Below are 13,915 nucleotides of genomic sequence, written 5' to 3'. Positions count from 1 at the left end.
AACTGATGCATAACCAAGCTCCCATTAACCGTCGCAAATCCACCCGTATTTACGTCGGTAACGTGCCTATAGGCGATGGAGCGCCGATTGCCGTGCAATCGATGACCAACACCCGTACCACCGATGTCGAAGCGACGGTTAATCAGATCCGGGCTCTGGAGCGCGTGGGGGTTGATATCGTCCGCGTTTCCGTTCCCACCATGGACGCCGCCGAGGCGTTTCGGCTGATCAAGCAGCAGGTCAACGTACCGCTGGTGGCCGATATCCATTTCGATTACCGCATTGCATTGCAGGTTGCCGAATACGGCGTTGACTGCCTGCGTATCAACCCAGGCAACATTGGCAACGAATCTCGTATCCGTTCAGTGGTTGATTGTGCGCGTGACAAAAATATCCCGATCCGCATCGGTGTTAACGGCGGCTCGTTGGAAAAAGATATTCAGGAAAAGTACGGTGAACCTACGCCGGAAGCGCTGCTGGAATCCGCCATGCGTCACGTGGATATTCTGGATCGTCTCAACTTTGACCAGTTCAAGGTGAGCGTGAAAGCGTCCGACGTGTTCCTGGCCGTACAGTCTTACCGGCTGCTGGCTGCCCGTATTGACCAACCCTTGCATCTTGGCATCACCGAGGCGGGCGGAGCACGCAGTGGCTCGGTGAAATCAGCCATTGGCCTGGGCATGCTGCTGTCGGAAGGGATCGGCGATACGCTGCGCATTTCGCTGGCGGCGGATCCGGTTGAAGAAGTGAAGGTTGGCTTTGATATCCTGAAGTCCTTGCGCATCCGCGCTCGTGGCATCAACTTCATTGCCTGCCCAACCTGCTCACGTCAGGAGTTTGACGTCATTGGTACCGTCAATGCGTTGGAACAACGCCTGGAAGACCTCATCACCCCGATGGACGTGTCCATTATCGGTTGCGTGGTGAACGGGCCGGGCGAAGCCCTGGTGTCGACCATTGGAGTAACCGGTGGGCACAAGAAGAGCGGCTTCTACGAAGACGGCGTGCGCCAGAAAGAGCGTTTTGATAACGAACAGATGATTGACCAGTTGGAAGCGAAGATCCGGGCCAAAGCGGCCATGATGGACGGATCCAAGCGCATTTCGATCAATCTTCTTGAAGAATAAGTCGGCGGCTATTGGCCCGCTGATTGATAATCCGAGGACTGGATTGCGCATCTGCGTTGAATAGCGGGTGGCAAAGTCCCTATAATCGGATCCATTTTATATAAACGGACAGAGAACTCACGTGGCAAAAAACATTCAAGCCATTCGCGGCATGAACGATTACCTGCCGGAAGAAACGGCACTGTGGCAGCGTATTGAAGGCACACTCAAGCAGGTGCTGAGCGGCTATGGCTATAGCGAAATCCGGTTGCCGATTGTAGAGCAGACCCCGTTATTCAAGCGCGCCATCGGTGAAGTGACCGACGTCGTGGAAAAAGAAATGTATACCTTCGAGGACCGCAACGGCGAAAGCCTGACGCTGCGCCCGGAAGGAACGGCTGGCTGCGTACGCGCCGGTATCGAACATGGTCTGCTGTACAATCAGGAACAGCGTCTGTGGTATATCGGCCCGATGTTCCGTTACGAACGTCCACAAAAAGGCCGTTACCGCCAGTTCCATCAGTTAGGGGCAGAGGTATTTGGGCTGCAAGGTCCGGATATTGACGCCGAGCTGATCCTGCTGACCGCCCGCTGGTGGAAAGCGCTGGGTATTGCCGAACACGTCAATCTGGAACTGAACTCCATTGGTTCACTGGAAGCTCGCGCCAACTACCGTGATGCTCTGGTGGCTTTCCTGGAACAGCATCAGGAAAAACTCGACGAAGACTGCAAACGCCGCATGTACAGCAACCCATTGCGCGTGCTGGATTCTAAAAATCCAGAAGTGCAAACCCTGCTTAACGATGCGCCGCGTCTTTCCGACTATCTGGATGAAGAGTCCAAAGCCCACTTTGCCGGGCTGTGTGAACTTTTAGCTCAGGCCGGTATCCCATATACCGTTAACGAGCGCCTGGTGCGCGGCCTGGATTATTACAATCGCACGGTGTTTGAGTGGGTCACCACCAGCCTGGGCGCTCAGGGCACCGTGTGTGCCGGTGGCCGTTACGACGGCCTGGTTGAGCAACTGGGTGGGCGCGCTACCCCTGGCGTGGGTTTTGCCATGGGGCTGGAGCGTTTGGTACTGCTGGTTCAGGCGGTTAATCCGGACTTCAAGGCACCGGCCACCATCGACGTATACGTCATATCGAGCGGTACGGGTACCCAGAGTGCGGCCATGTTGCTGGCAGAGCAGGTTCGTGATGCTGCGCCGCAGATTAAATTGATGACCAACTATGGCGGCGGCAACTTTAAAAAGCAGATCACCCGTGCGGACAAGTGGGGCGCGCGTATCGCCCTGATCCTGGGTGAGAACGAAGTCGCAGCACAGCAGGTGGTGGTTAAAGACCTGCGCAGTGGTGAACAAGAAACGCTGGCGCAAAGCGAAGTCGCTGCGCGTCTGGCTTTGATGTTAGGTTAAGGAGAAGGACACCGTGGAAGTCTATACCACTGAAAACGAACAGCTTGACGCCGTGCGCAACTTTTTTGCCGAAAACGGTAAAGCTTTGGTTGTGGGTGTGGTGCTCGGTATTGGTGCCCTGGTTGGTTGGCGCTACTGGCAGAGCAATCAGACCTCCAGCATGATGGCTGCCTCACAGTCGTATCAACAGGTTGACGTTGCCTTGGCATCGGGTAAAGCCGAAGACGTGGCCGCGGCAGAGAAGTTTATCCAGGCGAACGACAACAGCTACGGCGTGTTCGCGGCTCTGGATTTGGCTAAACACTTTGCACAACAAGGTGATTTTGCCAAGGCAGAACAGCAACTGGTGGTGGCACAGAGCCATGCCAAAGATGAAAACCTGCTGGCGTTGGTAAATCTGCGTCTGGCTCGTGTTCAGATGCAAGAGAAAAAGCTGGATGAAGCGCTGAAAACGCTGGATGGCGTGAAAGGCGAAGGTTGGATGGCCATGATGCAAGACGTACGCGGCGACGTGCTGTTGGCCAAAGGCGACAGTAAAGGTGCGCGTGAAGCTTACAGCAAAGGCATCGAATCCAATGCTTCTCAGGCGCTTGCGGCAGTAATGCGCATGAAATTGAATAACTTGTCCAGCTAAGGGGAATTCCCATGCAATTGCGTAAAACACTCTTGGTCGGACTGGTTTCCGTGACTTTGCTGAGTGGCTGCTCGTTGTTTAGTGGCGAAGAAGACGTGGTTACCATGTCGCCGCTGCCAACGGTTGAAAATCAGTTCACGCCGAACAAAGCGTGGAGCACGTCGGTCGGTGATGGTATTGGTGAGTACTACTCTCACCTGCGCCCGGCTTATCAGGACAGCACGGTTTATGCTGCCGATCGTCGCGGTACGGTGAAAGCGATGGACCTGGCCGACGGTAAAGAAAAATGGAAGGCCGATCTCTCCGAGAAAACCGGCTTCTTCTCCAGCAACCTGCCTGCGCTGCTGTCTGGCGGCCTGACGGTGTCTGGCTCCAACGTGTACGTTGGCAGTGAGAAAGCGGTGGTGTATGCGCTGAATACCGAAGACGGCACAGTCGCGTGGCAAACCAAGGTTGCGGGTGAAGCGATTTCCCGTCCTGTGGTCGCCGAGGGGCTGGTGCTGATCCATACCACCAACGGTCAGCTGCAAGCGTTGAACGAGTCTGATGGTGCCATCAAGTGGACGGTCAACCTGGATATCCCTTCACTGTCACTGCGTGGTGAGTCTGCTCCGGCAACGGCCTTTGGTGCCGCGGTAGTTGGCGGTGACAATGGTCGCGTCAGCGCAGTGTTGATGCAGCAGGGCCAGTTGATCTGGCAGCAGCGTATTTCCCAGCCAAGCGGTGCGACCGAGATCGACCGCCTGAATGACGTAGATACCACGCCGGTGATTATTGACAACGTGGTCTATGCCTTGGGTTACAATGGCAACATGGCGGCGCTGGATCTGCGCTCCGGCCAAATCATGTGGAAACGTGATATGGGCTCGGTGAACGACTTTATCGTCGATGCAGGCCGTATCTATGTGGTCGATCAGAATGACCGTGTAGTGGCAATGAATACCGAAGGTGGCGTTAACCTGTGGCGCCAGAGCGATCTGCTGCACCGTAACCTGACTGCACCAGTGCTGTATAACGGCTACCTGGTCGTTGGCGATGCCGAAGGTTATCTGCACTGGATCAATACCACCGATGGCCGTTTTGTGGCTCAGCAAAAAGTGGATAGCTCCGGCTTCCTGTCCGCGCCAATTGTGGCCGGTGACAAACTGCTGATCCAGGCGCGTGGCGGCAAGGTTTACGCCTTCACTCGCTAACAGTTGTAACCCCAATCAATCGCAGGCTGTGCAGCCTGTAAGATTCATGGGATAACGGCTCCTGACGTCAGGGGCCGTTTCGTATTTTTAAGCTATGCCGCTGCTGTCTATTGCGCTGCATAGTAACGCATTGATTATTAAGTAATGAGGCTTCAACATGATACCTGTCGTTGCGCTGGTCGGGCGCCCGAATGTCGGTAAATCCACCTTGTTTAACCGTTTAACACAGACGCGCGATGCGCTGGTGGCGGATTTCCCCGGGCTAACGCGAGACCGCAAATATGGTCGTGCTGAAGTTGAGGGCAACGAATTTATTATCGTCGATACCGGAGGTATTGACGGGACGGAAGATGGCGTTGAAACGCGTATGGCCGGTCAGTCGCTGCTGGCGATCGAAGAGGCCGATATCGTCCTGTTTATGGTCGATGCCCGTGCCGGGCTGATGCCTGCCGATCAGGGGATTGCCCAGCACCTGCGTAATCGCCAGAAGGCGACGTTCCTGGTTGCCAACAAAACCGATGGCATGGATCCGGACACCGCGACGGCAGATTTCTATTCCTTGGGCCTGGGCGACGTCTATGCGATTGCCGCTTCCCATGGCCGTGGCGTCACACAGCTGATCGAGCACGTGCTGGTGCCGTTCATACCGGCAAAACCGGAAGAAGTCGAGCTGACCGAAGAAGAAGCCAATGCCGCCTATTGGGCCGAGCAGAGCGGTGAGCTGGAAGAGGGTGAATATGAAGATCCGGAAGAGGACTTCAACCCGCAGGATCTGCCGATCAAGCTGGCGATCGTTGGCCGCCCTAACGTAGGTAAGTCGACGCTCACTAACCGTATTCTCGGCGAAGAGCGTGTGGTCGTGTTTGACATGCCTGGCACGACTCGCGACAGCATTTACATTCCGATGGTGCGTGACGAGCGTGAATATGTGCTTATCGACACCGCCGGGGTGCGCAAGCGTGGCAAGGTTACCGAAACCGTTGAGAAATTCTCGGTGATCAAAACGCTGCAGGCGATCGAAGATGCCAACGTCGTGTTGTTGGTGATCGACGCCCGCGAAGGCATTTCCGATCAGGATCTGTCGCTGCTGGGCTTTATCCTCAATAGTGGGCGCTCACTGGTGATTGCGGTCAACAAGTGGGACGGCATGAGTGAGGAAGATCGCGATCACGTGAAAGAGATGCTCGATCTGCGTTTGGGCTTTGTCGATTTTGCGCGTGTGCACTTTATCTCTGCGCTGCACGGCAGCGGTGTGGGTAACCTGTTCGAATCTGTCAACGAAGCCTATGAGTGTGCGACTCGCCGCGTAAACACCTCGATGCTTACCAAGATCATGCAGATGGCTGCCGAAGACCACCAGCCGCCGTTGGTGCGTGGCCGCCGCGTGAAGCTGAAATACGCGCACGCAGGGGGTTATAACCCGCCTATCGTGGTGATCCACGGTAATCAGGTATCCGATCTGGCCGATTCCTACAAACGTTACCTGATGAACTACTTCCGTCGTTCACTCAAGGTGATGGGGACGCCGATCCGCATCCAGTTTAAAGAGGGTGAGAACCCGTTTGCGGGCAAGCGCAATACCTTGACGCCAAACCAGATGCGCAAGCGCAAGCGCTTGATGAGCCACCTGAAGAAGTCAAAATAACCCTCGTAGGGCGTGGAATTGATACCGCGCCCTATTTTTATCCTGCTTAAACCGTTCTATTATCTGCCAATCTCACTTCTACACCGGCCTTGCAAAGGAAGCTCATGTCCTGGGAAACCTGGAGTTTTGCCTTTAGCGTCACCGTACCCAACTTATTGATGATGCTGCTGGGGATCCTGCTGCGCCACTGGCGGCTGATGGACGATCGCTTTATCGATGGGGCCACCAAGCTGGTGTTTAATCTGGCGCTGCCCTGCCTGTTGTTCTTCAGCATCGCCACCAACCACCCGCAACTGCGCGATAATTTTGCTCTGGTGATCTACGGTGCGGTAGGGACGATTGTGACCTTCCTGCTGCTGGAGTTCGCAGCCAAGTGGCTGGTGAAAGATCCACGCGAGCGTGGCGTGTTCGTGCAGGGGGGATTCCGGGCGAATACCGCGATTGTCGGCCTGGCTTATGCAATGACCGCTTACGGCGATGAGGGCGTCGCGATTGCCTCGCTGTATCTGACCGTGACGGTGATCCTGTTTAACGTGCTATCGGTTATCACCCTGACGCGCAGCCTGCAAGGCGGCAACGGGCAGAAGATCAAACATCTGTCATTGCTGCGCAGTATCGTGACCAATCCGCTGATCCTCGGGCTGTTAAGCGGTCTGGCCTATGCTCAGACCGGGCTGGGGATTGCGCCCGTGCTCAAGCAGACCGGCAGCTATATCTCAGGCCTGTCATTACCGCTGGCTTTGTTGTGTACCGGGGCCAGCCTCGATCTGCGGGCAATGTTCCGTTCTTCCAACGTCGCTGCGTTGTCGTCGTCGGCTAAACTGTTTTTGGTACCGGTGTTGATGACGTTTGGGGGTTGGCTTTGCGGTTTCGAGGGCGCTACGCTCGGCATTATTTTTATGTTCTCGGCGACGCCGACCGCCTCCGGCAGCTATGTGATGACGCGCGCCATGGGGGGCAACGCGACGTTGGCCGCCAATATTATTGCGATCACCACCGTGGGATCCTTCTTTACCACCGCGTTGGGGATCTCTTTCTTGCGCTCGTGGGGCGTGATTTAAATCAGGAGGAAAGATGGACGCCTTATGTCCGGTTTGTGCTCAGCCGATGAGCTGGGTGAATGGCCACTATCATTGTGACGACTGCAACAGCGATTACCGGCAGCTTGCCGAATGCCCCGACTGCGGGCAACTGTTGCAAGAACTGAAAGCCTGCGGCGCCGTGGATTATCTCTGCCAACATGGCCACGGGCTGATCTCCAAAAAAAGGGTGAAGTTCAGCTATCAACCGGTGGAATGACCTCATACATCATAGAGCCGGTGGTCGTGCGTGCTGACCGCTGGCGACACCTTGTTTTGGCTGAGGCGTTTTACCGAGGCCCGCACCGCCAAGCGCCCGTGCAACAGCATATTGCTGGGTGGCGCATCCGGGCGCAGCATACGGCGTTGCAATAGAGCGATGGCCTCTGCACCCAGCTCATCACGAGGAACGTGAACCGAGGTGAGCGGCACGTCGTGAATTTCTGCCAGATTAAAACCATCCGTACTCATCACCGAAATATGCCCCGGCACGTTGATATGCATCTTCTTTAGCGCATTAACCGCACCTACCGCCATATAGTCACCCCCTGCCAAGATCGCCGTCGGCAATTGCGCCCGATCGGTAACGCCGTTGATAAAGGCCGTGATGGCCTGCTCGGCTTCTTCGCTGCCGAACCCGGAAGTGGTGACCAGATGTTGGCGATCATCGAAGGGAATATTGTGCCGCATATAGGCCTGTTTGATCCCCGCCAGCCGCAGCTCCATGGTATTACGCCGTAGACATTGCAGATTGAGGATACGGCTGTGGCCCTGTTGCAACAGATAGTTGGCGGAATACTCCCCAATCAGTTGATGGTCTGGGGAGACGCTGTCTAGCCGCATCTGGCGATCGGTGCAGTTAATCAGAATGCAGGGCTTGTTCAGATCGGCGGCCAGCGTATGGATATGCTCGTCATCAATGCCGATGATCAGCACGGCTTCGGTTAACGGATCGCTCATCTTTTCCAAAAACAGTACGCTGTCGCTGTGTTGTTCCTCCAACCCGCAGTAGCGGATCCTCACATCATGTTGCGCCAGTGCGCTGGTGATCCCCTGGATCACCTTGTAGTAGAAAATATCGGTGCGGACATCAAAGGCGCGTTGCGGGGCAAATACCATTACGTTGTTCAACATCAGCCTGCCGTTGGAAAGCCCCTGCAAGATACCGTTTTGTTGCGCACAGGCCAGCACTCGTTGCCGCGCCTCGGCGCTGGTGTTGGATTTCCCGGCCAACACGCGTGAAACGGTGCTGATCGAAAGCCCGGTTTGGCGCGCAATTTCCTGTACTTTCAGCTTTCCGTTCATTTTGTGATCTCCTTCAAATTCGGTCGTGGAAATTTTTTCACGGCCTATATCTGCCTTTTATACGGCTTTTTATGGCTATAACGGCGAAATTTTAACTAACGCATGAGAATTTTTGCAAAAATCGCCATTTCACTCGCACTCTCCGCTGGTTAGTCTCCATTGGTACACCAATTTTATAGATTTATCAGTCCAATTTACCGGCTGGAATACAAGTAAAACAACATTAAATCATAGGGTTGTCGCAGCATTGACGTTGTATTTGTGGCCGGTGTCACAAATAACGCTGTTAACACCTCCGTTAGTAAGAGTTGCCCTACCAAAAAGGCGTATGGTCGCCACGGAGATCAAGATGAGTGTAGAAATCAATCAAACGGTAGTTGCCAGCAGCCGCCGCAAATTCAAATCGTTGCGCTGGTGGATGTTGGCCCTGTTCCTGCTGGGCGTCACGGTTAACTACATAACCCGTAACTCGCTGGGTATTTTGGCCCCTGAGCTGAAAACCAGCCTCAACATGACCACCGAGCAATATTCTTGGGTGGTGGCGTCCTTCCAACTGGCCTATACCCTGTTCCAACCGATCTGCGGGTGGCTGATAGACGTCATTGGTCTGAAGATGGGGTTCCTGGTTTGTGCCAGCATCTGGGCGGTAGTGTGCATGATGCATGCTGGTGCGGGCAGCTGGTTGCAACTGGCGATCTTACGTTTCTTCATGGGGGCAGCTGAAGCGGCGGCTACCCCGGCTAACGCCAAAGCGATTTCTGACTGGTTCCCGAAAAAAGAACGGCCAATAGCCGCAGGCTGGGCAGGGGTTGGCTTCTCGATCGGTGCGATGTTGGCTCCGCCGATCATTGTGATTGCCCATGTGTCCTTCGGCTGGCAGGGAGCCTTCCTGTTCTCCGGTGCTCTGGCGCTGATCTGGGTGGTGCTGTGGTGGGTATTTTACCACTCGCCGCAGCAGCACCCGAACCTGAGCCAAAAGGAGTTTGATCTGATCAACGAGGATAATGAACCGGTACTGCCGAAGCTGCCGTTCTTTAAATCGTTGGCGATCCTGTGCAAAAACAAAAAATTCTACGGCATCGCCATCCCAGCGTTTCTGGCTGAACCGGCTTGGGCGGTGTTTAGCTTCTGGGTGCCGCTGTACCTGGCCACCGAGCGTGGCATGGATCTCAAACAGATTGCCATGTTTGCCTGGCTGCCTTTCCTGGCGGCGGATATCGGCAGCGTCGCCAGTGGTTATCTCACTACGCTGTATCGCAAATGGTTCGGCTGTTCACGGGTGAACTCGGTAGTGGCCAGCTCGGTGACCGGAGCCTTCATGATGGTATCGCTGGCGTTTGTCGCGATCACCAAAGATCCCTACATCGCAATCGCGCTGATCTCCATTGGTGGCTTTGGCCACCAGGTGATCTCCTGCATGTTGAGCGCGCTGGTAGTGGAATCCTTCGATAAAAACCAGATGGCGACGGTGAACGGTATGCGCGGCTCCAGCGCCTGGATCGCCAGTTTCCTGTTTACGCTGTTGATTGGTGCCGTTTCCGACACCGTCGGCTTCAACCCGCTCTTCGTCGCCATGGGCTTCTTCGATCTGATCGGTGCGATGTTCCTGATCGGTTTGATCGCCGAGCGCGGCAAAAAACCTTCACCTACTGCTTAAGTTGGATCATTATGAAAACGTTAAAAAACTGGACGCTGGCGGGGCAATACGCGGACCGTGTTGAACTGCTGGTGGACGAGCAACACCTGTTCTGCCTCTACGTGCTGGAAAGCAATCTGTTCCGCGTGCTGATCAAACGCCACGGTGAGCTGGCGCTGGATCGTACCTGGAGTATCGCCCCGCAGGAGGATGTGCCTTGGGAAGGACGCGATCGCCTCAGCGTCGCCGGTTTTAGCCTGCCGGGCTATCAACTTAACCAGCAGGCAGACAGTTTGACGGTAGCGACCCCGCAGCTACGCGTGACGATACATCAGCCGCTCTGGCTGGAATGGGAATATTGCAACGCGGCGGGGGAATGGCTACCACTGGCAGCGGATCGCCCAACCAGTGCCTATCTGCTCAATGCGCACGGTGACGGCGTGGCGCATTATCAGCGCCGTCACAAGGGCGAACGTTATTATGGCCTGGGTGAAAAGGCGGGCGATCTGGAACGTACAGGCCGCCGCTTTGAAATGCGTAACCTGGACGCGATGGGCTACAACGCCGCCAGTACCGATCCGCTCTACAAGCATATCCCTTTTACCATCACGCGTCGGGAAGAGGTCAGCTTTGGTCTGTTTTATGACAACCTGAGCAACTGCTGGCTGGATCTGGGTAATGAGATCGACAACTATCACCTGGCCTATCGTCGCTATCAGGCCGAGGCGGGCGATCTGGATTACTATCTGTTCCTGGGGCCAAAGGTGCTCGACGTCACCAAAGCCTTCGTGCGCCTGACCGGTAAAACCCATTTTGGGCCGAAGTGGAGCCTGGGGTACAGCGGCTCGACGATGCACTACACCGACGCGCCGGATGCCCAGCAGCAGTTGCAGCAGTTTATCCAGCTGTGCCGCCAGCACGCCATCCCGTGCGATTCGTTCCAGCTCTCTTCCGGCTATACCTCGATCAATAACAAACGCTACGTCTTCAACTGGAACTACGACAAGGTGCCGCAGCCTAAACAGCTTAGCCAAGCCTTTCACGATGCTGGGTTGAAGCTGGCGGCGAATATCAAACCCTGCCTGTTGCAGGACCATCCCAAATATCAACAGGTGGCAGAACTTGGCTTGTTTATCCGCGATTCGCAAAGCGACGCTCCAGAACGTTCCAGCTTCTGGGATGACGAAGGTTCGCACCTCGACTTCACCAACCCAGCGGCGGTTCGCTGGTGGCAGCAAGGGGTGACAGGGCAACTGCTGGAAATGGGGATTGATTCCACCTGGAATGACAACAACGAGTATGAAGTGTGGGATGGAGAAGCGCGCTGCCATGGCTTCGGCAAGCCAATCGCCATCAAGCATATTCGCCCGGTGATGCCGCTGCTGATGATGCGAGCCTCGCTTGAAGCACAGCAGCGCTTTGCACCGAACCTGCGGCCTTATTTGATTTCGCGTTCCGGCTGCGCCGGTATGCAGCGCTATGTGCAAACCTGGAGTGGGGACAACCGCACCAGTTGGCAAACCTTGCGCTACAACACCCGTATGGGGGTGGGGATGAGCTTGTCCGGGTTGTTTAACGTTGGGCACGATGTGGGCGGTTTCTCCGGCGATAAACCGGACGCGGAACTGTTGGTACGTTGGGTACAAAACGGGGTCATGCACCCGCGCTTTACCATCCATTCCTGGAATGATGATGCTACCGTCAATGAACCCTGGATGTACCCGGCGGCAACGCCGATGATCCGTGATGCTATCAACCTGCGTTATCGGCTGATGCCGTACTTCTACACGCTGCTGTGGCAGGCAAGCCATGATGATGAGCCGATGCTGCGGCCAACCTTCCTCGATCATGAGCACGATGAACGCACCTTCGGTGAGACCGATGATTTCCTGATTGGCCGCGACCTGCTGGTGGCCAGCGTGGTGGATCAGGGGCAGCGCCAGCGTGAAGTCTACCTGCCGGATAACGTCGATGGTTGGTACTGCTTCTATAGCGGCCAATGGTACAGCGGTGGCCAGAGCATAGTGCTGGAGGCACCGCTGGAGCGCTTGCCGTTGCTGGTGCGCGCTGGGGCCGGGCTCCCGATGTCACAACGGTTGGGGCATGTAGACAATGCGGCAGACGATCGCCGTGAACTGCGACTGTTCCCCACCAAGGGCTGCGGATGGTCCTCAGGCCTGCTATTTGAAGACGACGGGGAAAGCCATGGCTGGCAGCAGAATAATGCGCTGTGGCTCCGCTGGGAGGCAGTGAGTGACAATCAGCGCATCGAGCTGACCTTCAGCCACGAGGGGCATTTCAAACCGACGTGGCAGGCGCTGAACATTGTGTTGCCAGCAGGTGAGACTCGCGAACTATGGGTGAATGGGGTTTGTTGTGATAGCTATGTGCTGTGACTGATGCCACATCCCAACCCTCTACTGAGGGTTGGGATGCTATCAAACAGGATGAAGTTTGGCCTAAAAAAGAAGCAGTCGATCGGCTCTGCCACTAACGGCTATTCCACCACGCGTTTCTTACGCGGCTTTTTCGCCACGGTGACGGTTTTGACTTCGCTCTCCACCCAGCCATCCTGCAGGCGGGTTTTCAGCATTTCCCCAACCTGTGCCTGCTTGGTGGTTTTCAGTAACTCACCCTGTGGTGTCTGCGTTACGCTATAGCCGCGAGCCAAGGTTGCCAGCGGGCTAACCGCCTCCAACTGACTACAGGCGACGCCAAAGCGTTGGCGATAACCATTAAGTTGCCGCTCCATCCCCTGTTGCAAACGGTATTCCTGCTGCTGAACACGCTGCTGCAAGCGGTGGATGCGGCCCATCGGCTGGACCTGCGCCAGGCGCTGCTGTACGCGTTCACTGCGGCGAGAAGATAGCCGTAATTGCTGCTGCATCCCATCTTCCAAACGGCGCTGTAGCTTGAATAACAGCGTTTGCTGCCGCGCCAGCCTCAGGTGCGGATGCTGTTGTTGCAAACGGTGGTTGATGCGGGTGAACTGCTGCTGGCGCTGCGCCAGATAATAGTCCATCGCCATTTCCAGCCGCTGTTGCTGTGACTGCAATTGGCGCAACAGCTCAAGCTGATTACGGCTGACCAACTCCGCCGCAGCGGAAGGGGTAGGTGCCCGCAGGTCGGCAACAAAGTCGGCAATGGTGACGTCAGTTTCATGGCCGACGGCGCTGACGATCGGGATACGGCTGGCAAAAATTGCCTTCGCGACGCGTTCGTCGTTAAAACTCCATAAATCTTCTAACGAGCCACCGCCGCGCCCGACGATCAGCACATCACACTCATCACGGCGGTTGGCGGTTTCGATCGCGCGAACGATCTGCAACGGAGCTTCTGCCCCTTGCACGGACGTGGGGTAAATCACGATCGGCAGTGAAGGATCGCGCCGCTGTAACACCTGTAAAATATCGTGCAGTGCCGCGCCGCTGGCGGAGGTGATCACCCCAACGCATTTGGCCGGGCTTGGCAATGGTTGCTTGAACTGTTGATCAAACAGACCTTCGGCTGCCAGGCGCTGTTTCAACTGCTCGAATTGCTGTTGCAGCAGGCCGTCACCGGCAGGCTGCATGCTTTCGGCGATCAGTTGGTAATCACCGCGTGGTTCATACAGGGTGATACTGGCCCGCACCAGAACCTGCTGGCCATTTTGCGGGCGAAAGGTAGTGCGCCGGTTGCTGTTGCGGAACATCGCACAACGCACCTGGGCACGGTCATCTTTCAGCGTGAAATACCAGTGGCCGGAGGAGGGCTGGGAGAAGTTGGAGATCTCGGCGGAGAGCCAAATCTGCCCCATTTCCATTTCCAGCAGCTGTCGAACCGTCTGATTGAGGCGGCTTACGGTAAAAATGGACGGTGAAGTAGGTAGTGACATGTGACCCAGATCAAATTTCAAAACAA

General features: G+C 55.8%; 11 protein-coding genes. 9 read left to right on the top strand and 2 right to left on the bottom strand.

Annotation, left to right across the window (positions count from 1 at the left end):
• Positions 1-5 precede the first annotated feature (5 nt).
• The 7 genes from ispG (at position 6) to KGP16_RS19620 (ending at position 7,294) form a co-directional block, all read left to right on the top strand.
• Positions 6-1,127 carry a flavodoxin-dependent (E)-4-hydroxy-3-methylbut-2-enyl-diphosphate synthase gene (gene ispG, locus KGP16_RS19650; RefSeq protein WP_021178849.1) on the top strand — a complete coding sequence of 374 codons (1,122 nt, stop codon included), beginning with the start codon at positions 6-8 and terminating at the stop codon, positions 1,125-1,127.
• A gap of 121 nt (positions 1,128-1,248) precedes the next feature.
• On the top strand, positions 1,249-2,523 hold the full coding sequence (gene hisS, locus KGP16_RS19645; RefSeq protein ID WP_223500224.1) for a histidine--tRNA ligase: 1,275 nt from the start codon (positions 1,249-1,251) through the stop codon (positions 2,521-2,523).
• 13 nt (positions 2,524-2,536) lie between these two features.
• On the top strand, positions 2,537-3,157 hold the full coding sequence (locus tag KGP16_RS19640; RefSeq protein ID WP_021807185.1) for a YfgM family protein: 621 nt from the start codon (positions 2,537-2,539) through the stop codon (positions 3,155-3,157).
• 11 nt (positions 3,158-3,168) lie between these two features.
• Entirely contained in the window at positions 3,169-4,350 is a 1,182-nt protein-coding gene (bamB, locus tag KGP16_RS19635; protein WP_094982789.1) for an outer membrane protein assembly factor BamB, read from the top strand.
• A gap of 157 nt (positions 4,351-4,507) precedes the next feature.
• The gene (gene der, locus KGP16_RS19630) at positions 4,508-5,995 is read left to right on the top strand and encodes a ribosome biogenesis GTPase Der (RefSeq protein ID WP_021178845.1); all 1,488 of its coding nucleotides are present in this window, start codon (positions 4,508-4,510) and stop codon (positions 5,993-5,995) included.
• A gap of 104 nt (positions 5,996-6,099) precedes the next feature.
• Positions 6,100-7,056, top strand: a complete 957-nt coding sequence (locus KGP16_RS19625) for an AEC family transporter (RefSeq protein WP_071683910.1) — start codon at positions 6,100-6,102, stop codon at positions 7,054-7,056.
• Positions 7,057-7,069: 13 nt separating this feature from the next.
• Positions 7,070-7,294 carry a zinc ribbon domain-containing protein gene (locus KGP16_RS19620; protein WP_021178843.1) on the top strand — a complete coding sequence of 75 codons (225 nt, stop codon included), beginning with the start codon at positions 7,070-7,072 and terminating at the stop codon, positions 7,292-7,294.
• Positions 7,295-7,296: 2 nt separating this feature from the next.
• Here the strand turns inward: KGP16_RS19620 and KGP16_RS19615 are convergent, their stop codons facing one another.
• Positions 7,297-8,379, bottom strand: coding sequence for a LacI family DNA-binding transcriptional regulator (locus tag KGP16_RS19615; RefSeq protein WP_059201522.1), 1,083 nt, complete (start codon positions 8,377-8,379; stop codon positions 7,297-7,299).
• A 349-nt stretch (positions 8,380-8,728) separates the two neighbouring features.
• On the opposite strand from KGP16_RS19615, the gene KGP16_RS19610 reads away from it, so the two are divergent.
• On the top strand, positions 8,729-10,036 hold the full coding sequence (locus KGP16_RS19610) for an MFS transporter (RefSeq protein WP_021807180.1): 1,308 nt from the start codon (positions 8,729-8,731) through the stop codon (positions 10,034-10,036).
• 11 nt (positions 10,037-10,047) lie between these two features.
• Entirely contained in the window at positions 10,048-12,411 is a 2,364-nt protein-coding gene (locus tag KGP16_RS19605) for a glycoside hydrolase family 31 protein (protein ID WP_223500223.1), read from the top strand.
• Between the two features lie 101 nt (positions 12,412-12,512).
• Here KGP16_RS19605 and xseA read toward each other — a convergent pair whose 3' ends face one another.
• Entirely contained in the window at positions 12,513-13,889 is a 1,377-nt protein-coding gene (xseA, locus tag KGP16_RS19600) for an exodeoxyribonuclease VII large subunit (protein WP_021178839.1), read from the bottom strand.
• Between the last annotated feature and the right edge of the window lie 26 nt (positions 13,890-13,915).

This window comes from Serratia sp. JSRIV006 (assembly GCF_019968685.1).
In the GTDB taxonomy this organism is placed as follows: domain Bacteria; phylum Pseudomonadota; class Gammaproteobacteria; order Enterobacterales; family Enterobacteriaceae; genus Chania; species Chania fonticola_B.
This window is presented reverse-complemented; position numbering and strand designations above follow the sequence as displayed.

What these genes read in the sequence shown, in the direction of transcription:
- KGP16_RS19605 (WP_223500223.1), top strand. Translation starts at nt 10,048, where the DNA reads ATGAAAACGTTAAAAAACTGGACGCTGGCGGGGCAATACGCGGACCGT.
- der (WP_021178845.1), top strand. Translation starts at nt 4,508, where the DNA reads ATGATACCTGTCGTTGCGCTGGTCGGGCGCCCGAATGTCGGTAAATCC.
- bamB (WP_094982789.1), top strand. Translation starts at nt 3,169, where the DNA reads ATGCAATTGCGTAAAACACTCTTGGTCGGACTGGTTTCCGTGACTTTG.
- xseA (WP_021178839.1), bottom strand. Translation starts at nt 13,889, where the DNA reads ATGTCACTACCTACTTCACCGTCCATTTTTACCGTAAGCCGCCTCAAT.
- KGP16_RS19615 (WP_059201522.1), bottom strand. Translation starts at nt 8,379, where the DNA reads ATGAACGGAAAGCTGAAAGTACAGGAAATTGCGCGCCAAACCGGGCTT.
- KGP16_RS19610 (WP_021807180.1), top strand. Translation starts at nt 8,729, where the DNA reads ATGAGTGTAGAAATCAATCAAACGGTAGTTGCCAGCAGCCGCCGCAAA.
- KGP16_RS19625 (WP_071683910.1), top strand. Translation starts at nt 6,100, where the DNA reads ATGTCCTGGGAAACCTGGAGTTTTGCCTTTAGCGTCACCGTACCCAAC.
- ispG (WP_021178849.1), top strand. Translation starts at nt 6, where the DNA reads ATGCATAACCAAGCTCCCATTAACCGTCGCAAATCCACCCGTATTTAC.
- KGP16_RS19620 (WP_021178843.1), top strand. Translation starts at nt 7,070, where the DNA reads ATGGACGCCTTATGTCCGGTTTGTGCTCAGCCGATGAGCTGGGTGAAT.